Consider the following 24,080-nt stretch of genomic DNA (forward strand, 5'->3'; position numbering starts at 1 on the left):
GGTCAGCCCGCCTCCGCCGCTTTGAGACTGGCGACGACGTGCTCGACGAGCCGCCCGACGGTGAGTTCGATGATCTCGTCGAACTCCATCCCGGCCAGGAACTCGGCGAAGTTGACCCGGTTGCCGTACTTCTCCTCCAGCAGCCCGGCCAGGGTCACCAGGTCGATGCTCTCCAGCTCCAGATCGCGGTTGAAGGTGGTGTCCATACGGATCTCGACGTCGTCGAGGCCGTACTCGTCGAGGAGGGTCGCGAGCATGCCCGTGAGGTCGGCGAGCACCGCCTCCTCGCCGACGGTTCCGGTCCTTTGCCCGTTGAGGCTCATCGCTCCAACTCCCTTTCCTCGGTGGGTGATCCGGTTGTCCAGGCCACGACGTACTCCCTGTCCGGCAGTCCGGGGGGATTGCCGGTCTGCTCGCAGTGCACGGTGTAGGCGGGTGCGAGCCGCCCGGAGACCGTGAGCCGGTCGCCCGCGTCCGAGGCCTCCCGTACCGCGAAGTCCCTTGGCCGGCCGCCGAATCCGGTGCCCTCCGCCTTCGCCACCGCTTCCTTGGCGGCCCAGAAGCGGGTGAACCAGAGCGCCTCGGACTCACCGGCGGCGGCCGACTGGGCGCGGACCAGGGCGAGTTCGGCCGGGCCGAGGGCGGTGGCCAGGGTCGAGGCGTCCCGCTCGACGACCTCCTCGATGTCGATACCGGGCCCCGTACCCGGGCCTCCGGCGGGGGCGGAGCTACCGGGCCGGTGCGGCCGTACGATCGCCACGCCCGCCTCGGCACAGTGGGCGAGCGAGATGTCCAGCGGGGGCAGGGTCCGGCCGTGCAGCCCGGTGACGTACGGCCGCCCGGTCGGATCGTTGTGCACCCGGATCTCCGCCGGGAACACGTCCCCCTCGCCCTCCCGGTCCCAGAGCCACCGCCGTACGGCGTCCTTGGCCGCGATCCGGCCGAGCAGCCACTGCCGACGACCGCGCGGCGCGTGTCGCTCGTACTGTGAACGCTCCTCCCCGCCAAGGGAGTTGCGCATGATGAGGTCCCGCGAGGCGAGGTCGGGCCAGCGTTCGTGGAGCAGTACCCAGCCGCCCGGGCGGGCTTGGGAGAGGGTGTTGCGCTCGGGGAAGCGTTCCACGGGCCTGGTCTGCGGGTCGTTGTCGAAGCGTCGGTCCTGCCAGCCGCTCAGCACGGCCCAGACCTGGCCGCCGACGGTCAGTTGGACGTCGGCTTCGAGGACGGTGTCGGTGAGCGAGGTGATCCGTACGAAGCAGTCGACGTCGGTGCCGGGTTCGGGGTGCGGCCCGTAGAACCGCATCTCGCGCATCCCGACCGGGAACACGACCGTCCGCTCGGTGCGCGTCGCCATGATCCAGTACCCGAGGATCTGCCCGACGTTGTCGAGCAGCGAGCCGGGCGCGGGCGGCGTCGTGATGACTCCCCGCACGTGCGCCTCGCCCAGCGCGGTGAGCTCGGTGACCCCCTGGAACGCCGGGCCGTGGAACATCCAGCGCTCGGCGTAGAGCTGGGCGGCGGTGTGGTCGGGGATGCGTTCGGTTTCGGTGGTGGGGTCGGTGGGCCAGGGGGTGGGGCGGGTCGCCGGGGGCGGGTAGGCGGTGGCCAGTTCGACGGTGGCCCGGGCTCGGGGGCCGAAGGCGACGGCGCGGTGGGTGGGGGTGGCGGGGACGGGGGTGACGGTCACGTCCACGTCGCGGGGCGGGGTGGCGGTGAGCCACTGGTCGAAGCGGGCTCCGTGGACGGCGACGGCTACGGCTACCGCTCGGGCTCCGGGGTCCGTCCGCTCCGCCGACTGCTCGGCCGCTTCCATCATGTGCTGCACGATCGTCGTCGCCGGGACCACCGGCCACCGGTCGGACACGTCCGGCCAGCCTGGGCGCTGCGGGAAGAAACAGTGGTCGAGGAGGTACGGCATGGTGTCCGGGGATACGTGGACCGTGGTGCGCCAGGGGGGTGGGGCCGCCTGGGCCGTGGGGGCCGTGGGCGGCGTCGGGGGGAACGGTCGGGCGCCGGGGGTGGTTGATCGGGGACGCGGGAGCGGGGACCGAGGCGCGGGGGCCGGGTAGCCCGGGGTGCGGTGAGCTGCGGTGGAGGGCGCGGTGCCCGGCGCGGGGGGCGGGTAGCCCGGGGTGCGGTGGACCGCGGTGGAGGACGCGGTGCCCGGGGCGGGGTACGGAGCGGTGGCCGGGGCGGTGGAGGGCACGGTGCCCGGCGCGGGGGCCGGGTAGCCCGGGGTGCGGTGGACCGCGGTGGAAGGCACGGTGCCCGGGGCGGGGTACGGAGCGGTGGCCGGGGCGGTGGAGGGCGCGGTGCCCGGGGCAGTGGGGGACGGTCCGGAGGTGCCGGTGGGCGTGCTATGGGCCTGGGGAGAGGCTCCGGCGGGTATCGAAGGGGCTTGCGGGGAGGCGCCGTCGGGCGGGACCAGTGCCTGCCGGGAAGCCTCGGCGGGCGTCGCGGAGGCCTCTCGGGAAGCTCCGGTGAGCGCGGTACCTGCGGGGCCGACCATGTGGGCGCCCCCGGCAGGGCCGCCCGGACCCTGCGCGGCGCCGCCTGTGTAGGCCGCGGCGGAACCCGGACGGCGGTGACCCACGCCGATCAGCTCGGCGGCGGTGTCCGCCGTCTCCCGCAGCAGGGCGCCGAGTTCGGCGGCGGCCGGGAAACGGCCGGCGAGCGCGTCCAGCGACGAGGTCAGCCCGGCGGCGCCCGGGAGACCGGCCGCGCCGGGTGTCTCCGTAACGCCCAACACCCCTGCGGCACGCCTTCGTTGGACAGTCACCGTCACTGGTGCAGGAGTGGCGACCGGCGACCCTCCGACGCGCGGCAGCGCGGCGGTCACCGGGGCCCCGGTGACCGCAGGCCCCGCGAGGTTCAGTTCCGAACCCAGTTCCGCGCGCAGTCGCGTGAGCGTCGGTTCGTCGAGGGAGACGAGGGCGCCGCCCAGGTCGAGGCGGACGGGTGGACGTTCGGACGGCCGATCCCCCCGCACGGAGTTCCCGAGGCGGGCCGGCTCCGTGGAGCGGTCGGAGGGACCGGCAGCATGGGGAGCGGAGTCGCCGGAGGCGTAACTTGCGGCGGAGAGCGGCAGCGCCGGCGCCGTCGTCCTCCCCGATACCCACAACGCCGTTGCCAAGCGCCGGAGTTGCGCCAGCCCCCCGCGGTGCGGGGAGTTGGCGGCGACGACCAGATGATCGCGCCCGGACAGCGTGTCGCCGATGAGGGAGCCGAGCTGGCCGGTGCCGACCTGGATGAAGGTCCGGTGTCCGGCCGCGTACATCGCCTCGACCAGTTGCCGGAAGCGCACCGGTTCCAGCAGATGCCGTACGAACAGCTCACGCACCGCCGACTCGCTCGCCGGGAAGGGTGCCGCCGTGGTCCCCGACCACACCGGAACCGTCGGCGGGCGGAGCCGGAAGCGGCGCGCCGCCTGTTCGATCGGGGCCAGGTAGGGCGCCAACATCGGTGTGTGGAATCCGGATTGGAAGGGCAGCACCTGGCTGAGCACACCCCGGGCACGGAACGCCCGGACGAACTCCTCGACCGCCGCGGCCGGGCCGCACACCATCGACTGGCCGGGCGCGTTGTCGTGCGAGAGCACGATGCCGACGTCCGCCCAGCCCTCCTCGGCGAGCGCCACGAGTACCCGGTCGGCGGGCGCGCCGAGCGCCCCGAACGCCAGCCCCGGCACGGTCACCGTGTCGGGGTCGAAGGTCGCCATGAAGGCGCCGACCTCGTCGCCGTCGTACAGCCCGGCGGCCGTCATCGCCGTCCACTCGCCGACGCTGTGACCGGCCACCGCGTCCGGGACGACGTCCATGCGGCGCAGCGCCCGGTCGAGCAGCAGCCCGACCCCGACGACCCCGAATCCGTGCCGGCCCACGTCTCCGACCTCGGCCCGTTCACCGGCCGGGAGGACACCGTCCAGACCGAAGTGGGCGGCGATGTCGTCGACGCGCGGCTCGAAGTCGCCTTCCAGGCCGGGGAAGACGAAGGCCAGCCCGCCCAACTCGCCTTCTGTGTCCCCGCGTAGCGGCTCGGGGCGGAACCAGACGTCGCTACGGCCGTGCCACGCCCGTCCCTTGGCGACCGCCCTGCGCGCCAGCGTGAGCCGCTTCGCGGTCGGGTCGACGATGCCGAGCCGGGTACGTCCGGCCTGCGGATGCGTACGGGTGGCGTCGAGACCGGCGGCGAGTACGGCTGTGTCATCGGCGTCCAGGAGGGCGGCGAGGCCCTCGGGGGTGTCGGCGGCGAGCAGCAGGACACGCTCGGGCTCGACTACGGTCACCGTCGGGCTCGGGGAAACCGTCGTCCTCGTACGCGCCCCCGGTGCCTCCTCCAGCACCACGTGCGCGTTGATCCCGCCGAACCCGAACGCGTTGACCGCCGCCCGTCGTACCGGCTGCTCGGCCGTGGTCTCCCAGGGCTCCGCCGTGTCCAGTGGGCGGAAACGGGTGGCCGCGAGGGCCGGGTGCGGGTCGTCGCAGTGGAGGGTGGGAAGGAGCGTGCCGTGGTGGATGGCCAGGGCGGCCTTGACGAGGCCCGCGACCCCGGCGGCGGGCATGGTGTGCCCGATCATCGACTTCACGGAGCCGATCACCGCCGGGTCACCGGCACCCACACCGTTGCTCTCGCCGGGCCCGAACACCTCCAGCAGCGTGGCCAGTTCGGCCGCGTCACCGGCGGGGGTCGCCGTGCCGTGGGCTTCCAGGAGACCGAGTGAGCCGGGCTGCGCGGGGTCGAGTCCGGCGGCCCGCCAGGCCTGGCGTACGGCGTGGGCCTGACCACCCGGGTCGGGGTTGACGAGCCCGGCGGCGCGGCCGTCGCTGGCCACGCCGGTGCCCCGGATGACGGCATAGATCCTGTCTCCGTCGCGCTCGGCGTCCGCGAGGCGCTTGAGGACGACCACGCCGGTGCCCTCACCGATCAGGATGCCGTCGGCGCCCCGGTGGAAGGGGCGGATGCGCTGGCTGGGCGAGAGGGCGCGGAGCTGCGAGAAGACGCTCCACAGGGTGATGTCGTGGCAGTGGTGGACCCCTCCCGCAAGCATCAGGTCGCAGCGGCCGGAGGCCAGTTCGTTGACCGCCTGGTCCACAGCCACCAGCGAGGAGGCGCAGGCCGCGTCCACCGTGTACGCCGGTCCGCGCAGGTCGAGCCGGTTGGCGACCCGGGAGGCGGCGAGGTTGGGGACGAGCCCGATCGCCGACTCGGGGCTGTCGGGACCGAGCTTGTCCGTGAACGCCGTACGGACGCGGTCGAGTTGGGCGGGATCCAGCTCCGGCATCAACTCGCCCAGCGTGCGGACGAGTTGACCTGCCGTACGGACCCGCTGGTCGAGCCGGACCAGGCCTGGGGTGAGGTAGCCGCCCCGGCCGAGGACCACGCCGATGCGGTGCCGGTCGGGAAGGTGGTCGTCGCCGCCCGCGTCGGCGAGGGCGGCGGCGGCCACGTTGAGGGCGATGAGCTGGTCGGGTTCGGTGCCGGAGACGGAGTTCGGCATGATGCCGAACCGGGTGACCTCCACCTCCGCCAGCCCGTCCACGAACCCACCGCGCCTGCAGTACACCTGGTCGGCGACGGCACGGCCACCGGCGGAGTCCGGCCGGTAGTAGGCGTCCGCGTCCCAACGCCCGTCCGGTACGTCGGTGATGGCGTCCGTACCGGCGAGCAGGTTCCGCCAGTAGGAGTCGAGGTCGGCGGCGCCGGGCAGCAGCACGGACATGCCCACGATGGCCACGGGCGTCGACGTGCCGTCCGCTGACCGTGCGTGACGATTGTGACGATCCGTCATGTCGGTTACCAGCCCGACGAGGTGTAGACGACGGCGTCCGCCGACTCCTCGCCCCAGGCCAGTTCACGCAGCAGCGCGGCCGTGCCCTCCTCGGGGTCGATGAGCCTGACCCCGCGCCGGGCGTACTCGCGCCCGAGTTCGGGGGTCACCATGCCGGTGTGGCCGCCGGTCGGCGCCCACGGACCCCAGTGCACGGTCAGCGCCCGCTGCCCGGTACGGGACGCCCAGGCGGCGCCGAGGCTCTGGAGGGCGTCGTTGGCAGCCGCGTAGTCGACCTGACCCCGGTTGCCGAGGACGGCGGAGATGCTCCCGAACAGGACGGCGAAAGCAGGGCTGTTGGGGAGTTGCTCCAGCGCCGCGAGCAGAGTCTCGGCGCCGGTGGTCTTCGTCCCGTACACACGCTGGAAGGACTCGGTGGTCTTCTCGGCGATGAGCCGGTCCTCGATCACCCCGGCCGCGTAGACGACCCCGTCGAGGCGGCCGTGTTCGGCGTGGATCTCCTTCACGGCCTGGAGCGCCGCGTCCTGTTCCCTGAAGTCGACGGAGTGGTAGCGGGCCGGGCTGCCGAGGGCCTTGAGCTCGTCGAGGGTGGCAATGATCTCCCGCTGGGCGAGCAGGAGTTCGGCCTCGCGGCTGATCTCGGCGGGGGTCAGTCCGCCCCGGGCGGCGAGGGTCGCGCGCAGTTCGGTCCGCGTCCGGGCGACTGCCGTGGCCGCGTCCTCGGGGCCGTCCGGTGCGGGTGTCCGGCCGAGGAGTTCGATCCGGCAGCGGGAGGCGGACGCAAGCGAGGCGGCGAACTTCGCGGTGATGCCCCGCGCCCCGCCGACCAGCAGCACCACGCTGTCCCGGTCCAGTCCGAGGGCGGCTGCCTCGGCGGCGCCGTCCCCGGCGGGTCCGGCGCCGGTGGTGCCGAGTGCGCCCAGTGGGGTTTCGACCAGCTCAAGTCCGTGGCGCCCGGCGGCCGTTCGCAGGACGACCGGGGTGCGGTCGGAGGCCAGCAACTCGGCCAGCAGGGCGTCGGCGACCGCGGCGGCGCCCGTGTCACCGACAGCGAGGTCGATGATCCGCGCGTCCGTCTCCGGGTACTCCCGGGCGACCGTCCGGAAGAGCCCGTGCAGGCCTGCCGACCTCAACTCGGCGCCGTCCGGGCCGCCTTCCGCGGCCACCCGTACGGCGAACAGCCAGCGCGGGCCGAGCGCCAGGGCCGCCTTGAACACAGGGAACGCGTCGGGCAGCACCGGCGGCCGGGAGGAGGCCAGCGGGTCGAGGTACAGCACACCGTCAACGGCCCCGTCCGCCCCGGTCAGCAGATGCTCGGGCCCCAGGACCACCGCGTCGGCGCCATGTCCGGCGAGCCGCGCCACGACCTCGCGGGCCACCTCACCGGCGTCGGCGTCACCGAGGAGTGCGAATCGTTTCCCGTTCAATGCGGCGGCGGGGTCGCCGGTACCGGCAGCGTTCCCGGTCACGTTCCCGTCCTGCTGCTCCAGCAGTACGGGCCGCAGCTGGAAGCGCTTCGGCGCCTCACCGGTGACCTCCGGGGGCGTGTCTGCCGCCTCCGGCCGCAGGGGCTGCGGTGGGGACAACTGTTCCTGTGCTTCGGCCGGCCCGGCGAGCCGCGCCGCCAGCCATGCGGTGACCGAGGCCGCCGTACGGGCCTTGGCGAGATCCTCCAACTCGGCATCATCGAGCACGGTGAGGTCGCCGCCGCCCCCGACTCCGAGCCGCTGGGCCAACTCACCGGCGATCTCGGCACGCTTGATCGAGTCGATACTGAGATCGGCCTCCAGATCGAGATCCGGCTCGATCATGTCCACCGGATACCCGGTCCGCTCACTGATGATCTCCAGCACCACCGCCAGCACATCCGCCTCCGTGAATCCCACGGCAGCGGGGGCGGAGGGGACAGCAGCAGGCACCGGCTGGGACTCGTCCGTCGTGAGCCGCGCCGCGAGCCACCCCGTCACCGAAGCCGCCGTACGGGCCTTGGCGAGATCCTCCAACTCGACGTCATCGAGCACGGTGAGGTCGCCGCCGCCCCCGACTCCGAGCCGCTGGGCCAACTCACCGGCGATCTCGGCGCGCTTGATGGAGTCGATGCTGAGATCGGCCTCCAGATCGAGATCCGGCTCGATCATGTCCACCGGATACCCGGTCCGCTCACTGATGATCTCCAGCACCACCGCCAGCACATCCGCCTCCGTGAATCCCACGGCAGCGGGGGCGGGAGCGTCCGCGGGCACGGCATAGAGCGCCGGCGGATACGTCGGCGCGGACACCGGCACGGCCTGCTGGACCTGAACCTGAGTCTGAGCCACCCCCAGGGCCTCCGGCCCCGCCGGCCCCGGTATCCACTGCCCCGGTGCCGCGCCGAAGTACGTGAGGAGGACGTCCCGTTGGGCGGCGACCATCTCCCGGCTGGTGCGCAGGAACTCGGAGATCAGCGCGTCCCTGCCATCGGCGCCCGGGGCGCCGTCCTGGTGATTCGCGGTCACTGTCGTCGTCTCCACTACGCGTCGGGCCGGTGCGAGGGCACCGGGGAGGAGGTCGCCGGCGGCGGTGCGGACCAGGTGGCCGTCGACCGTCCAGCCGGGGCGCTTGGGTGCCTTGGTCCGGGTCGCGTCGACAGCGTCGCGCCCGTGGAACAGCCAGCCGGTGCGCACCGGCAGCCCCGCGACGGCCAGTTGGGCAAGTGCGTCCAGCCAGCCGCGCAGTCCGCTGTCGGGACGCGGTTCGCAGGCGACCGTGCGGTGCGGGCGGTCGCCGAGGATCTGGCCGACCAGCCGGGTCAGTACGGAACCGGGCCCGGCCTCGACGAAGATCCGGGCGCCCGCCTCGTACATGGCCTCGATCTGGGCCACGAAACCGACCGGGGCGCCGATCTGGGCGGCGAGTTCGGCACGTACGGCGTCCCCGTCGGCGCCGTACGGGGCGGCCGTACGGTTGGACCACACCGTGAACTCGGGTGCATGCACCGACTGTTGGGCCAGCGACGCGGCGAACCGTTCGCCGGCCCCGGCGACCAGCGGGCTGTGGAAGGCGCAGGCGACGGGGATGCGCTTCGCGCCGAGACCGGCGGCGCGCAGCAGCCGTACGGCCTCGTCGACCGCCTCCGTCGGACCCGAAATCACCGTCTGCTTGGGCGAGTTGTGGTTGGCGACGACGACCGAGGCGGGCGCGTCGGCGGTGCGCAGGGCCGCCGTGACGTCCTCGGCGCCCGCCGACACCGCCGCCATGGTGCCCGGGTCGTCGCCGTTTGCCTCACCGGCGGCCGAGAGGATCGCGGTCGCGCGCTCCGCGCTCAGTGCGAGGAGGGCCTCCGGGTCGAGGGCGCCGGCCGCGCTGAGGGCGACGAGTTCGCCGTAGCTGTGCCCGGCGGCCATGTCCGGGCGGACGCCTGCCGTGGTGAGCAGGGCGTGGGCGGCGAGGCCGGCGATGCCCAGGGCGGGCTGCGCGACCCGGGTGTCGGTGAGCGCGGTGTGCTGGCGGTCGCGGGTGGTGTCGTCGAAGGCGGTGGGCGGGTAGAGGAGGTCGGTGTGGTCGCGGCCGAGTTCCAGGTAGTACTGGAGTTCGGGGAGCGCGACGAACACGTCGGCGAGCATCCCCGTCCGCTGGCTGCCCTGCCCGGGGAAGAGGAAGGCGACCTGGCCCGAGGCCTCCTGCCGGTGTGGCGCGAGATGGACGCCGGCGCGCGGATCGTGCTCCCCCGCCAGCGCCCGCCGCAACTGCCCGACGAGCCCCGCGGCATCCGTCGCCACGACCGCCACCTGCACGGGCTCGTACCGGGCATCGGAGCGGCGCGAGGCGGCGAGCGCGAGATCGCGCAGCCGCCAGGCGGACTGCTCGTCCTCCGCCGCTTTCAGCACGTCCTCGATGGCCCGCCGCGCCCCCGCCGGATCGGCCGCCCGGAAGGTGAACAGTTCTGCAGGCCAGGCGTCGAGCGTGTGGGCCGGTGGGGCGGAGTCCGCGTAGGCCTCCAGCACCACATGGAAGTTGGTGCCGCCGAAGCCGAACGCGCTGACTCCCGCGACGCGTTCGCGCGCCGGAGTCACCCAGGGCCGCGCCTGCCCGTGGAACACGAACGGACTGCTGCCCGCCTCCCATGCGGAGTTGGGCTTGTTGACGTGCAGGGTGGGCGGCTTGACCCCGGTGTGCAGGGCGAGCACGGTCTTGATGAGTCCGGCGAGTCCGGCGGCGCACTTGGTGTGCCCGATCTGCGACTTGACCGAACCGAGCGCGACAGAACCCGACTTGGCTCCCGCCTCGCTGAACACCTCCCCCAGGATGGTGAGTTCGGTGCGGTCGCCGACCACGGTCCCGGTGCCGTGCGCCTCGACGAGCCCGACCTCGGCGGGCGACACCCCGGCATTGCGGTACGCCCGTTGCAGCGCGACCCGCTGGCCCTCGGGCCGGGGAGCCGTCAGCCCGAGCGAACGCCCGTCGCTGGAACTGCCGACCCCCTTGATGACCCCGTAGATCCGGTCACCGTCGCGCTCGGCGTCCGCCAGCCGCTTCAGCACGACACACGCGACGCCCTCCCCCAGCGCGATCCCGTCCGCCGAACTGTCGAAGGCGCGCGAACGCCCCGTCGGGGACAGCGCGTGCACCGAGGAGAAGAGCACGTAGTCGTTGATGCCGTTGTGCAGATCGGCACCCCCGCACAGCACGACGTCACTGGTCCCGCCCACCAGCTCCTTGCAGGCCACGTCGACGGCGGCCAGGGACGAGGCACACGCGGCGTCGACCGTGTAGTTGGCGCCGCCGAGGTCGAGCCGGTTGGCGATCCGGCCGGAGATCACGTTGGAGAGCATGCCGGGGAAGGAGTCCTCGGTGAGCCGGGGCAGCTGATCCGCGAGCCCGTCCGGCACCTTGCCGTAGTAGGAAGGCAGTACGGCCCGCAGCGTGCCCGCGTTGGACAGGTCGCTGCCCGCCTCCGCACCGAAGACGACCGAGGTGCGCGAGCGGTCGAACTCCCGCCCCCGCTCGCCGTATCCGGCGTGTGCCAGGGCCCGCCGGGCGGCTTCGAGCGCCAGCAGCTGGACGGGCTCGATGCTGCCGAGCGAGGTGGGCGGAATGCCGTACGACAGCGGGTCGAAGGGGATGCGGGGCAGGAAGCCGCCCCACTTGGACGACGTGACGCCGCCGTCCCCGTCCGCCGCCGAGTAGTGCACGGCGGGGTCCCAGCGGTCGGCCGGCACCTCCCCCACCGCGTCGTGGCCGCCGAGGATGTTCGCCCAGAAGGCGGCGAGGTCTGGTGCGTCCGGGAACATGCAGGCCATGCCCACGACGGCGACATCGAGGGGCGCGGGCGCCGCGGCCTCTTCGGGCGGATGCACGCCGAGCCGCTCCCGCAGCTCCGCCGCCCGCTCGGTGAGGAAGTCGGCGGCGCCGTCCGCCACGGAGTGGTGCAGCGCGTCGATGCTCGTGGTCGCCGAGCGCAGTACGGCCACTTCCCCGGCCATGAACATGCCTTCGGCGAGCTGCCGTTGCTCGTCCACGCCCGCCAACTCGCCCTCGGCGTCCCGCTCGATGCCCTTGCTGGCGATCCGCAGCCGACCGACGTTGAGCCGCTCCAACCGCTCCCAGATCTGCCGCTCGGGCACCCCGTCGGCCCTCAACTCCGCCTCGAACTCACGGTAGTTGTCGCTGAACGGGCTGGGCACGCACCGGGTGGCATGACCGGGCGCCGTCTCCAGCAGTGCGGTACTGGTCGCGTCGACGACCTGGCGCTGGAAGAGCGGCTGGACCGCTCCGCAGACCACCGCCTCTTCGGTGAAGAGGTAGGCGGTGCCCATCAGCACCCCGACGGACGCACCACGTGCGGTCAGTGGAGCGGCGAGGGCGGCGACCATCGCGGCCGACCGCTCGTCATGGACACCGCCCGCGAAGAACACCTCGATCCGCTCGCCGTCACTCTCCTCGGCCCCGTCCAAGTAGTCCTCGATGACGGCGAGTTGGGCCTCCCAGAGCGGAAAGCTGCCGCGCGGTCCGACATGGCCGCCGCACTCGGACCCCTCGAACACGAACCGGCGGGCCCCGGCCTCCAGGAACTGCTTCAGCAGCCCCGGCGACGGCACATGCAGGAAGGTGCTGATCCCGGCCCGCTCCAGCGCCTCGGCCTGGGCGGGCCGGCCGCCCGCGATGATGGCATGGGTCGGCCGCAGCTCCCGTACGGCTTCGAGCTGGGCGTTTCGCAGCTCCTCGGGCGCGAACCCGAGCACACCGACACCCCAGGGGCGGTCGTCGCCGACGGCTTCCCGGGTCTCGGCCAGCATGGTCCGGGTCTGCTCGCCGCTCGCGAGGGCCAGCGCGACGAACGGCAATGCGCCGCCCCCGGCGACGGCCGCGGCGAATCGCGCCTGATCGCTGACACGGGTCATCGGCCCCTGGGCAATGGGGAGTCGGGTGCCGAGGGCCCGGCTCATCGGGGAACCGGCGCGCAACGCACGTACGGACCCGTCACCCCGTACAACATCGCGTACGACCTCCCGCACCGCGTCGGTGAGGGCGCGCACCGTGCGGCCGGTGTCGCCCCAGCGGGCGGCGAAGCGGGCGGCGAGGAAGCCGTCCTGGCCGACCGGGAGGAGTTGGGTGCGTGGGTCCTGGGCGCCGAGGAGCGCCGCGACCGCCGCCGGATCACCGGCCGGGACGGGCGGGGCGTCGGGGCCGCGCCGGTGCAGTACGCGGTGACCGGCCACGACGACGGTCTCCGAGCCGTCCATCGAGCGGAGCGCGGCAGCCGTCGCCTCCGGCAGCGAGGACTCGGCGAGCAGGGCGAGTTGGCTGTCGAGCACGACACCCGCCGCTCCCCCGGCGACGGCGGCGGCGGCCGTACGGGGGCCGATGCCGCCGCGGGCCCAGACGGGGAGGTCGATGCCCGGTTCGGCGAGGAGCCGTTGCAGCAGGACGAAGGTGCTGAGCTCGCCGATCCGGCCGCCGCCGTCGCTGCCCCGGGCGATCAGCCCGTGCGCACCGGCGCGGACGGCCGCGAGGGCCTCCGCCAGGTCGGTGACCTCGACGAGGACGCGGTGGTGGGCGGCGATCTCGGCGACCGGCCAGAACACGTCGGAGGCGGCGGAGGCGGCGGCGACATCGGGGGCGAGGATCACGGTGTCGGGGCCGTCGTCACCGACCAGGTCGGCGGGGGTGAGCCGGCAGTGCGGGCCGATCCGTACGCCGTAGCGGAATCCGGAGGCGCCGGAGGAGGAGCCAGGAGTAGGGGGCGCGTGGCGGCGTATTCGCGCCAGCGCGTCTCTGGCTCTCCGGTCGCCGAGGCCCAGGTCGAGTACCCCGAGGCCGCCCGCGCGGCTGACGGCGGCGGCGAGCCGGGCGTCGGGCTCTCCGAAAGGGGTGACTCCAATGATCATGTCAACGGCGCGCACGGCAGACGTCATGATTCTCCGAAATATTCGGTGAAACTGCACGGTGGGGGTTTTGTGTGGCGCGGACGCACTTCACCTCAGGGGGAAACCAACGGGAAGCTAGCGCCGACATTACTCACGAGTCAACATGGCGTGGAACATTCCGTATGCGGCCGATTCCATTCGGCCACCGCCGTCCGGCCATCCCAAGTCCCGAAAAACCGCCCAATTCCAATCAGTTTCGACGTCACCGCAGACCCGGCGGCACGCCCTGCCCGTCAGCGAGCTGCCAGAAACCCGGTTGAATTCACTTCCGCCTCACGCCTGGGAAACACGGTGGGCGGGCGAAGGGAACCTTGTAAATTCTTCATGTCCGCATCGCGGCGGCCGAATCCGGGCATGCCTGAGAGGCCCGTTCGGGACGGCCAAAGGCGCCTGCCCGGCGACACTGACAGACCATCTAATTCCATGCCCCCTCCCCGAACAAGAGGCAGGACACGACAGAACGAGCCGATCTCCCCGGCGGAAACCCGGGGAGATCGGCTCGTTGCGAGGGCCGGTTGGCCGTGTCAGGCCTCGGACGCCTCGGACATCTCCTCGGCAGCGAGTGCCTCCGGAGCCGCCTCGGCCGCCGCAGGGGCTTCCACCGGGCGGACCGGGATGAGGAAGGCGACGATCGAGGCCGCGAGGCCCACGGCGCAGCCGATCATCATGGCGGACCGGAAACCGGCCTCGGAGGGCAGCGCGAAGGCGCCGAAGTCGGTGGTCATCTGGGCCAGGACGACGCCGATGACGGCGGCCGAGACCGAGCTGCCGATCGAACGCATCAGGGTGTTGAAGCTGTTGGCGGAGGCGGTCTCGGACTGCGGGACCGCGCCCATGATGAGCGCCGGCATGGCGCCGTAGGCGAAGCCGACACCCGTATTGCAGACGATGGTCACCGCGAGCAGACCCCAGGTGGAGCCGGAGCCGACGAGCGGCAGGGAGATGCCGTACCCGATGGCGATGACCAGGCTGCCGACGGAGAGCGTGATCCTGGGGCCGGACTTGGCGGAGAGCATGGCGCCGAGCGGCGACATGACCATCATCATCAGACCGGCCGGGGCCATCCACAGCCCCATGGCCAGCATGGACTCGCCGAGGCCGTAACCGGTCTCCTTGGGCAGCTGCATCAGCTGGGGGATGACCAGGGCCTGGGCGTACATCGCGAACCCGACGAGGATCGAGGCCGCGTTGGTCATCAGCACCTGCGGACGAGCGGTCACACGCAGGTCGACCAGCGGTTCGGTGTTGCGCAGCTCCCACCAGCCCCAGGCCAGCAGCACGACCACGGCGACGGCGAACAGCCCGAGGGTGGTGCCGCTGCCCCAGCCCCAGTCGGCACCCTTCGACACGGCGAGGAGGAGGCAGATCAGGGCGGTGCCGAGCCCGATCGCGCCGAGCACGTCGAAGCGCCCGGCGGCGGTGTTCTCGCGCCCGTCGGGCACGAAGAGGGCGATCAGCGTGGCGACGGCGAGGGCCAGCGCGGCCACGACCCAGAACAGCACCCGCCAGCTGGCGTTCTCGGCGATCGCCGCGGAGAACGGCAGCCCGAGCGCGCCGCCGACCCCCATGGAGGCGCTCATGACCGCGATGGACGAGCCGAGCTTCTCCGCCGGTACGACGTCACGCAGCAGGCTGATGCCCAGGGGTACGACGCCCATACCCATGCCCTGGAGTCCGCGCCCGGCGATCATCGGGAGCACCGAGGAGGACAGCGCGCAGACGACGGAGCCCAGGATGAGCGGCACGAGCGAGACGAGCAGCATGCGTTTCTTGCCGTACATGTCGCCGAGCCGACCGGCGACCGGGGTTACGACCGCTGCGGCCAGCAGGGTGGCGGTGACCACCCAGGAGGCGTTCGAGGCGGAGGTGTCGAGCAGGCTCGGCAGTTCCCCGATCAGCGGGACCACAAGGGTCTGCGTGATCGCGGCCACGATGCCGGCGAAGGCGAGGATGCCGACAACCCTGCCGGAGCCGGCGTCGGGCTTGGGACTGTCCACTTGGCGCTCCCTCGGAGAGATGTGCATTATGCACGAGAAGTGCATCATACATATTGCGGGGGAACGCACTAACTTGAGGGAGGGCCCGCCGAGGGGAAGGCCCGTTCAGGAGCCGAAGGAAGTAGCCGCATGGACAAACCCGTTGATCTGATCGAGTTCGAGATGATGCTCCTCGGCCGGCACATGCACCTGCTCTCCCCGACGGCGCGGGGTGCCGTGTGGCGGCTCGACCGCAGCGCCTACATCCTGCTCGGCCGTATCCAGGTGGAGGGGCCGATGTCCATCGGCCAGCTCAGCGCCGCCTTCGGCCTGGACGCGTCCACGCTCAACCGGCAGACCGCCTCGATGCTCCGGGCCGGAATCGTCGAACGCATCCCCGACCCCGACGGCGGTATGGCCCGAAAGTTCGCGATGACGGAGGAGGGCGAGCGCCGCCTGGCCGCCAACCGCGCGGAGAACCTGGAGGGCCTGGCCAAGGTGCTGGACGACTGGACGGCCGAGGAGGTCGCGGACTTCGCCGCCCAACTGAGCCGCCTCAACCGTGATGTGGAGCGGCTGGACGGACGGCCGTGGCCGCGGGACTGAGGGGCCGGCCGGCCCTGCGCGCAGACCCCGCGCGCAAGTCCCACATGCAAGTAGTGAACGCACGTTAACGCTTGAAGCGTGAACCATCCCGGCATGAATTGCCCCTGGCATGGGCAGAGTTGAGGTGCGCCGACCGTCCCGCGCCGCACTCCGGGAGGCAGCCTCGCCATGCGTTCCGAGCCGGACGTCCCCGGACCTTTCAGCCACCCCGGCACCCGCCGGGTCGTCGTCGCCCGCCGGGTCGTCGTCACCGGCCTGGGCGCTGTCACCCCGCTCGGCGTCGGAGTCCCCGACCTCTGGCAGGGCCTCCTCGAAGGCCGGTGCGGGATAAGGGAGTTGACGGGCGAGGAGTTCACCGGCCTGCCCGTCCGCGTGGCGGGCACGGTCCCCGTGGACCCGGCCGGCCTGTTCCCCCGCTCCCAGGCCCGCCGGATGAACCGGGCCGCGCAGTTCGGCGTACTGGCGGCGCGGGAGGCCTGGCGGGACGCGGGCTTCGACGGGTCGGGCACGGTGGCGAGCGGCCTGGCCCCCGAGCGCGTAGGGGTGTCGGTGGGCGCGATCCTGGGCGACGCGTCGGTCCTCGTCGGCGGCGACCGCAGACTGCGCGAGAAGGGCCCCCGGACGGTCTCGCCGCTCACCACCCCCATGACGGTGCCGTCGCAGACGGCGTCCCAGATCTCCCTGGCACTGCACATCACGGGCGAGGCCCGCACGGTGACCAGCGCCTGCGCGTCGGGCACGGAGGCGATCGGGCAGGCGATCGACCGCATACGGTACGGCCATGTCGACGTCGCCCTCGCGGGAGGCGCCGAGGCTGTCGTCACCCCGGCGATCATGGCGTCGTTCGCCGCGATGCGCGCCCTGTCGACGCGCCCCGCCGCGGACTTGCCGTCCCGCCCCTTCGCCAGGGACCGCGACGGTTTCGTCAACGGCGAGGGCGCCGGTTTCCTGCTCCTGGAGTCCGAGGAACACGCACGGGCGAGGGGCGCCCGCATCTACTGCGAGGCAGCCGGCTGGGGCCTGTCGGCCGACGCCCACCACATGGCGGCGCCGGACCCCTCAGGCACCGGAGTGGCCCTGGCCCTGCGCCGCGCCCTGCGGGACGCCGGGGGCCGCCCCGCCGACGTGGTCCACATCAACGCCCATGCCACGGCCACGATCGACGGCGACCTGGCGGAGGCGAACGCGCTGCGGACGGTACTGGGCACGGTGGGCACACCCCGTGTCCCCGTCACGGCCCTGAAGGGCCACCTCGGACACCTTCAGGGCGCCGCGGGCGGAGTGGAGGCGGTGGCCACGGCCCTGACCCTGCACCACGGCACGATCCCGCCGACGATCGGCTGCGCGGCGGGGGAACAGGACGAGGCGATCGACCTGGACGTGGTGAGGGGTGGCCCGCGCCCGCTGCCGGACCACGGGGATCTGGCCCTCAGCAACTCCTTCGGATTCGGCGGCCACAACGCGGTACTGGCGTTACGGCGGGTGACGTAGGGAGGGGAGGGGGGAAGAGGTCACGCCGACGCGACTGTCCCGTCCGATTCCGCTGCGTGGGCTGCGGTCATTTCCGCAGGGATACAGGTCTACCGCCACCGCGACCTGCTGCAACTCATCCACACCGCGGCAACGGCGCCGCCGTCCGGCGAAGGACACACCCAGGTCAGCAGGACCTCCCTGCAAGCCGACCTGGCGAACGCCCTGGAACGCAACGCCCGGCTCACGGCCGCGTCCGGCAACTGGAGAACCGGCTCTCCCAACAGCTCGGTGAACAGGCCTGGCGCGACTCCGGCCTCGGAGCGCCCACCGACATCGACCACCTCCAGCGGCAGATCACCACCCTCGAACAGCGAGTGGTGGAACTCCAAGGCCAACTCGAAGACCGCACCGAGGAACTACAGGCCGCACGTGCCGCCAACCGAGAACTGACCCGAACCCTCAACCAGACCCACCGCTGACCGCACCTGTTCCTCCGAACCGTCCAGGTGGCGCATGCCGGGATGCGATCAGCGGCCAGGGGAGGTGCCATGGAAATACAGGAGGTGGGAAGGCCATGGCCCGAGCGGTCTGGAGCGGTGCTCTCTCATTCGGGCTCGTCGCCCTGCCAGTGCAGCTGTTCACGGCGACGGAAAGCCACACGATCCGTTTCAACCAGCTCCAACGCGGAACGTCCGACCGAGTGCGCAACAAGCGAGTCAACGAGCGCACCGGCGAGGAAGTCCCGATGGAGGAGATCATCAAGGGCTTCGACATGGGGGACGAGTACGTAGTCGTCGAGCCGGGCGAACTGGACGAGATCGCCCCTGGCCAGTCCAAGTCGCTGGAGATCACCGGGTTCGTCGACCTGGACCAGGTCGAGCCGGTCTTCTTCGACAAGACCTACTACCTGGCACCCAAGGGCAAGGAGTACGCCAAGGTCTACGCCCTGCTCCACAGCGCCCTGGCCCAGGCGAACAAGGTCGGTATAGCGACCGTCGTCATGCGCAACCACGAGTATCTGGTCGCAGTGAAGGCCGAGGGTGATGTCCTGGCGATGCACACCATGCACTGGGCGGACGAGGTCCGCGACCCTCACCGGGAGATCGGGAGTCTTCCGGAGGAGACGAAGGTCTCTGACAAGGAGCTACAGACGGCGGTGCATCTGGTCGAGGCGCTGAGCATCGAGTGGAATCCGGAGGAGTACCACGACACCTACCAGGAGAAGGTGCTCCAACTCGTGGAGGCCAAGCGCACCGGTCAGACGGTGGAGAAGGGCGAGCCGCCGCCGCGCTCCACCAATGTCATCGACCTGATGGACGCGCTGCGGGCCAGCGTCGAGCAGGCCAAAACCACGAGGAAGAACGGCGAAGAAGAAGCACCCGAAGCCGCGGGTGGCCGTCCACCGGCACGGCTGAAGAGAGCGGCCGAACAACGCGCCGGCCGTACGCCAGGAAGAGCAGGGAAGTCCTCGAAGATTTCAGGGCTGGAAGGGCTGACCAAGGCCGAGCTCTACCAGCGCGCATCCGAAGCCGACATCCCCGGTCGATCATCAATGACCCGCGAGGAGTTGATCAAAGCTCTCACCGGCAAGAGCGGTCGGCGCAAAGCACGAGCCTCCTGAAATCGGCGCGCCAGGGAACCGTCCTGCTCGATGGGAAAGCGGAGACGGAATGTCAGACAAGAGCAGTTATCTGAGCGGTCGGAGAGAAGGAAACCAAAGGGTCTACCTCCCTCCCGTAAACATCATTTCGCCATATTTGTACTATTTTGTGAGATGTCTTCCTTGGCGCGCGCTTTCAGGACGCCCCGCCCACGCGTACGGTCTATCTCGCGCCATTCCGGCCGCAGTCCAGCCAGATTCGTGGTGAGGAAGTAGCCGGCGCCGCAGGTGAGCAGCACCGGCACGAGTCCGACAGCGGTCACCGCCGCCCCGGCGATCAGCCCGCCGAGAGGGATACCGGCCCAGGCCAGCGAGTCACCGAGCGCGTTGACCCGGCCCAGCATCCGGCGCGGCACCCGCTCGACGAGGACGGCCCCCATCACTGGGTTGACGAAGCCGGCACCGAACCCACTGACCGCAAAGACGGCCAATACCACCCCCAGCGGGGCATCGAAGGCGAGGATCAGGAACCTCGGTGCCCCAGCCAGCAGGAACCCGGTGAGAACCACCACCCGCCGCCGCAGCCGGTGCGCGACCACCGCGGCGATCAGGCTCCCGCCGACCGCCGCAGCCCCCATCACGCTGCCCATCAGGCCGATCGCAGTCGGCCCGTTGCCGGACTCCCTGGCCCAGACGGGTACGAGCACCGAGGTGAACGCCGCGTCCAGCAGGTTGGTGATGCCGACCATGACGATGAAGGTGAGCAGCAGCGGCTCGCCGCGCAGGAAGGTGAAGCCCTCGCCGAACCGCCGCCAATAACCCGGTCCCGTTCCCCCGGTCTTCGAGGGGGCTTCCTCGGCCGCGTGCCCCATGCCACGAGGCAGCGCGAGTCTGATGATCACCGATCCGAGGGCGAAGCAGCCCGCGTTGACGGCGAGTCCGGTCAGGGGACCGATCAGCGCCACCAGGGATCCGCCGACCGCCAGGCCGACGGTAGAGGCGAGCCGCTCGATCACACCGGCCAGACCGGTGGCGCGCTCCAGTGGCACCCGGCCGCGCTCAGCTGCTTCCGGGACCATTACCTCCTTGGCCAGGTCGCCGGGTCCCCGGGCCGCGCCGATCAGCGCGACCAGAACCAGCAGAAGGGGAAAGGAGAGCAGGTCCAAAGCGTGGAGCAGGGGAACCGCGGCGGCAGCGGTCGCGCTGGCCAGATCGGTGGTCCAGGAAACAGCCCGCGGGCCGATCCGGTCCACCAGCGGTCCGGTGAACGCCTTGACCACCACGTAGGGAGTCATCTCACAGAAGGCGACCAGTCCGGTCTGGGTGGCGCTGCCGGTGGTGACGAGGACGAACCAGGGCAGTGCCACAACGGAGATCCGCGTGCCGGTCAGCGACACGGCCATGGCCGTCAGCACCCCGCCCAGCGGCCGTAAGGACCTCTTGCCGGGTATGACGCCGGCCTCCGAGGCGTCGTCGGTCATGACGTCGGGCTTCCTTCCTCTTCCTGAGGGTCGGAAGGGAACGACGACGCGGCAGGCGCATCCAGTTCGGGCAGGATCTGCGTGATCACGGCGACCCGCTCGGCTCCCTCGGGGGCACTTGCCGCCGTCTCCGGCGCGTCTCGCCGGTAGCGCGCGATGACTTCCGTCAACTCCCGGTACAGGGCGGCGGCTTCCTCGGGCGTGAGCCGCAAGGCCCAGTCGCTCATGTCGAAGGTGTTGCGCCATGCGCGGGGCATCGTCTGAAGCTCGTTCAGAGTCTGCTGCGTGCGCAGGGTGTAGATGGCGGCGACGGACTGCTGGTAGGCCAGTGCGGCCTCGGGCTCCCGCTCGGCCAGCTCCGGATCGTTGAACCAGGTAGTCCGGTGCACCGACCGCCACCAGCGCTCTCGCGCGTTGCCGCGTTCGGTGTCCTCCTCGACGAAACCGGCCGCGCCGAGCTGCCGGAGGTGGTAGCTGGCCGTACCGGAATTCACACCCAGCCGCTCCGCGAGGCGGGTGGCCGTCGACGGACCGTACTTCCGCAGCAGCCCGACCAACTGCACGCGCACCGGATGCGCCAGGGCACGCAGCCCCTTGGCATCCAGGACAACCGAGTCCTCTTCAACGTTCGGGCCATCCGGCCTCTCCACTGCATCAGCCATGCGACACACGGTAGTCCGCAAAGGGTTCTTCGCAAAGAGACCTTCGCGAAGAATCCTTTGCGGTTCAGCTCCATTGTGAAGCTCCTGGCCGCCAGCAGGAACACGATCCACAGGTACGCGCCTGAACTGAAGGGTGGTCGAGGCACACTCGCGGAGGCCACGGCCACATCCGCGCTACCCCGACATTCGAAGTCGGCTGAGTAATCCGCCGTTCGCGGCTGGTGACACCGTTCCTGGCACCCCAACTGGGGGCACCCACGAGATCCATCACAACTGTCGCAGAACCTCGCGCTCAGAAAACCTTCCTCTGCCTGCGGCTTGACCACGCACTCGCCTAACAGAACGCCTCACACCCCCAGAGAACCACCGTCCTCGACGTGGATCTACCGTCGCGTAGCGCCGGAGTTCTCTGCGTCTGTGGGGTGACGCTCAGGTCGGTCGCTTCTGGTTGTCGATGTAGTCCTTGACGGTGCTCAGTGGTGCGCCGCCGCAGGATCCCGCGAAATACGACGGGGACCAGAAGACGGATCCCGTACCGATCCGGCCCGTGTACTCCGCGCGCAGGTAGCGGGAGCTGACGCCCTTGAGGCTGTTGACGAGCTTGGACAGGGCGATTTTCGGCGGGTAGTGCACGAGCAGGTGGACGTGATCGCCTTCGCCGTTGAACTCCCGCAGTTCGGCCTCGAAGGACTGGCACACGTCCCGCATGATCTCCTCGCAGCGCGTCAGCATCTCGTCGTTGAAGACCTCACGCCGGTACTTCGTGACAAACACCAAGTGCGCGTGGAGGTTGAAAACGACATGATTTCCTCTTCGGACATCGGGATCTGGTTCCCAGCGCGGTGACATACACCAAGTGTAGTAAGATCGAGCGAACTCGACCGGAGGGGGTGGGCTGGATGATCCGTGCATACAAGTTCCTCCTGCGGCCCACCGTCCGCCAGGCCCAGGCACTCGGCGAGATGCTGCGGGATCATTGCTCCCTCTACAACGCGGCCCTGCAGGAACGCCGTGACGCCTGGCGGCACCCGTCGAAGACCAGCGTCAAGTACGGCATGCAGTCCGGGCAGCTCAAGGACATCCGGGCGTTCGACCCGGAGCGTCAGGGCCGCTGGTCCTTCAGCTCGCAGCAGGCCACCCTGCGCCGTCTCGACAAGGCGTTCGCCGCGTTCTTCCGCCGGGTCAAGTCCGGTGACACGCTCGGCTATCCGCGTTTTCGTGGGGTGAACTGGTTCGACACGGTGGACTTCCCCAAGGACGGGGACGGCTGCCGGTTCAACTCCACCCCGCACGACCCCGTCACCCGTGTCCGCCTCCAAGGCGTCGGCCACGTCAAGGTCAACCAGCATCGCCCGGTGACCGGCCGGGTCAAGACCGTTTCCGTCAAGCGCGAGGGCCGCAAGTGGTTCGTCGTGCTCACCGCCGAGCAGGACCAGCCCGCACCGCTGCCCGCGACCGGCAGCGTGGTCGGCATCGACCTGGGCATCGCGAACTTCCTCGCCGACTCGAACGGCGAGTTCGTCCCCAACCCGCGCCACGGCCGCCGCGCGGCCCAGAAGCTCGAAGCCTCGCAGCAGGCCCTGTCCCGGTTCCCGCGCCGCAAGGCCAAGGACCGCACCGCCAACCACCAGCGGGCCGTGGACAAAGTTGCCCAGCTGCACGGCAAGGTCCGGCGCCAGCGCCTCGACCACGCACACAAGACGGCCCTCGGCCTGGTCCGCGCACACGACTTCATCGCGCACGAAGACCTCAAGATCCGCAACATGAGCAAGGCCCCCACACCCAGGCCCGACCCCGACCGGGCAGGCCTGTTCCTGCCCAACGGAGCAGCGGCGAAGGCCGGACTCAACCGTTCGATCAACGATGCCGGCTGGGGGGTGTTCCTGACGATCCTGCACGCCAAGGCTGAAAGCGCCGGACGGGAAGTGATCGCCGTGAACCCCCGCAACACCTCCCGCACCTGCCCCGAATGCGGGCACACCGCGAAGGAGAACCGGCCCACCCAGGAAAAGTTCCACTGCCTCGCCTGCGGCCACCACGCACACGCCGACACCGTGGCAGCCACCAACGTTCTACGGGCCGGGCTGGTCCGCCGCAACGCCAACCCGGCATAGCGGGAAGCCCCGTCCTTCAGGACGGGGAGGAGTCACATGGATCGCACGAGGGGAAGGAACAGAACAAACAGGGTGGCTTTGCCCCACTTTCATGGGATTCTCATCGTATGACGCCGATCACGGAGGTGGAGGGGCGAAGGGTGGCCCTCTCCAATCTGGAGAAGGTGATCCACCCGGCGACAGGCTTCACCAAGGGGGAGCTGCTCCACTACTACGCCACCACGGCAAACGCCCTCCTCCCCCACCTCCACGACCGCCCGCTCTCCTTCCTCCGCTACCCGGACGGCCCGGACGGCCAGGTCTTCTTCGCCAAGAACGTGCCACCGGGTACGCCCGACTGGGTGAGGACGGCGCAGGTTCCACGCTCGGAGGGCCCGGCACGCATGGTCCTGATCCAGGATCTGCCCTCGCTGATGTGGGCGGCGAACCTGGTCACCGAGTTCCACACCCCCCAGTGGCTGATCGGCGCCCCGGGTGAGGCCGACCGCCTGGTCATGGACCTGGACCCCGGCCATCCGGCGACGATCGTCGAGTGCTGCGAGGTGGCGCTCTGGCTACGGGAGCGGCTGGCGGCGGACGGCATCGAGGCGTACGCGAAAACGTCCGGCTCGAAGGGCCTGCACCTCCTGGCAGCGCCGGCGAACCGGACTCCGTCCCGCGAGATCACGGCCTACGCGAAGGAACTGGCGGTCGAGGCGGAACGCACCCTCCCCCACCTGGTCGTCCACCGCATGACCCGCAGCCTGCGCCCAGGAAAGGTCTTCGTCGACTACAGCCAGAACGCGGCCCGGAAAACCACGGCGACGCCATACACACTCCGGGCGCGCACGGAACCGACGGTGTCCACCCCGGTGACATGGGAGGAGGTGGCGGGGTGCACGAACCCGGCCCAGCTCGCGTTCCGGGCCGAGGACATCGCGCCCAGGCTGCGGTCGTACGGGGATCTGCTGTCGCCCCTGCTGGGAGCTTGACCG

The 24,080-nt window shown here is 71.1% G+C and carries 13 protein-coding genes; 5 read left to right on the forward strand and 8 right to left on the reverse strand.

Features of this window, described 5'->3' with window-relative positions; all coding sequences use genetic code 11:
- Positions 1-2: 2 nt before the first annotated feature.
- From OG734_RS13805 to OG734_RS13820, 4 genes are all read right to left on the reverse strand, one after another.
- Complete coding sequence (locus OG734_RS13805) at positions 3-323, reverse strand: acyl carrier protein (protein ID WP_330287785.1); 321 nt, start codon at positions 321-323, stop codon at positions 3-5.
- Positions 320-5,788 carry a type I polyketide synthase gene (locus tag OG734_RS13810; protein WP_330287786.1) on the reverse strand — a complete coding sequence of 1,823 codons (5,469 nt, stop codon included), beginning with the start codon at positions 5,786-5,788 and terminating at the stop codon, positions 320-322. Before OG734_RS13810 ends, OG734_RS13805 begins: the two co-directional genes overlap by 4 nt.
- A gap of 5 nt (positions 5,789-5,793) precedes the next feature.
- Positions 5,794-13,182, reverse strand: a complete 7,389-nt coding sequence (locus tag OG734_RS13815; RefSeq protein WP_330287787.1) for an SDR family NAD(P)-dependent oxidoreductase — start codon at positions 13,180-13,182, stop codon at positions 5,794-5,796.
- Between the two features lie 536 nt (positions 13,183-13,718).
- A complete protein-coding gene (locus OG734_RS13820) occupies positions 13,719-15,191 on the reverse strand; it encodes an MFS transporter (protein ID WP_330287788.1) in 1,473 nt (490 codons plus the stop codon).
- 129 nt (positions 15,192-15,320) lie between these two features.
- Between OG734_RS13820 and OG734_RS13825 the strand changes: the two genes are divergently transcribed.
- Positions 15,321-15,776, forward strand: a complete 456-nt coding sequence (locus OG734_RS13825) for a MarR family winged helix-turn-helix transcriptional regulator (protein ID WP_330287789.1) — start codon at positions 15,321-15,323, stop codon at positions 15,774-15,776.
- Positions 15,777-15,944: 168 nt separating this feature from the next.
- Positions 15,945-17,267, forward strand: coding sequence for a beta-ketoacyl-[acyl-carrier-protein] synthase family protein (locus OG734_RS13830; protein ID WP_330287790.1), 1,323 nt, complete (start codon positions 15,945-15,947; stop codon positions 17,265-17,267).
- An 89-nt stretch (positions 17,268-17,356) separates the two neighbouring features.
- Here the strand turns inward: OG734_RS13830 and OG734_RS13835 are convergent, their stop codons facing one another.
- The gene (locus OG734_RS13835) at positions 17,357-17,644 is read right to left on the reverse strand and encodes a hypothetical protein (RefSeq protein ID WP_330287791.1); all 288 of its coding nucleotides are present in this window, start codon (positions 17,642-17,644) and stop codon (positions 17,357-17,359) included.
- Between the two features lie 179 nt (positions 17,645-17,823).
- Between OG734_RS13835 and ku the strand changes: the two genes are divergently transcribed.
- Positions 17,824-18,870 carry a non-homologous end joining protein Ku gene (ku, locus tag OG734_RS13840; protein ID WP_330287792.1) on the forward strand — a complete coding sequence of 349 codons (1,047 nt, stop codon included), beginning with the start codon at positions 17,824-17,826 and terminating at the stop codon, positions 18,868-18,870.
- A 122-nt stretch (positions 18,871-18,992) separates the two neighbouring features.
- Here the strand turns inward: ku and OG734_RS13845 are convergent, their stop codons facing one another.
- The 3 genes from OG734_RS13845 to tnpA form a co-directional block, all read right to left on the reverse strand.
- Entirely contained in the window at positions 18,993-20,330 is a 1,338-nt protein-coding gene (locus tag OG734_RS13845; protein WP_330287793.1) for an MFS transporter, read from the reverse strand.
- Positions 20,327-20,992, reverse strand: a complete 666-nt coding sequence (locus OG734_RS13850) for an ArsR/SmtB family transcription factor (protein WP_330287794.1) — start codon at positions 20,990-20,992, stop codon at positions 20,327-20,329. Before OG734_RS13850 ends, OG734_RS13845 begins: the two co-directional genes overlap by 4 nt.
- A gap of 429 nt (positions 20,993-21,421) precedes the next feature.
- A complete protein-coding gene (gene tnpA / locus OG734_RS13855; RefSeq protein WP_330287795.1) occupies positions 21,422-21,841 on the reverse strand; it encodes an IS200/IS605 family transposase in 420 nt (139 codons plus the stop codon).
- A gap of 50 nt (positions 21,842-21,891) precedes the next feature.
- On the opposite strand from tnpA, the gene OG734_RS13860 reads away from it, so the two are divergent.
- A complete protein-coding gene (locus OG734_RS13860) occupies positions 21,892-23,106 on the forward strand; it encodes an RNA-guided endonuclease InsQ/TnpB family protein (RefSeq protein WP_330287796.1) in 1,215 nt (404 codons plus the stop codon).
- A gap of 107 nt (positions 23,107-23,213) precedes the next feature.
- Entirely contained in the window at positions 23,214-24,077 is an 864-nt protein-coding gene (gene ligD / locus OG734_RS13865; protein ID WP_330287797.1) for a non-homologous end-joining DNA ligase, read from the forward strand.
- The last annotated feature ends 3 nt before the right edge of the window (positions 24,078-24,080 follow it).

Origin of the sequence: Streptomyces sp. NBC_00576, from assembly GCF_036345175.1 — a bacterium.
GTDB lineage: Bacteria > Actinomycetota > Actinomycetes > Streptomycetales > Streptomycetaceae > Streptomyces.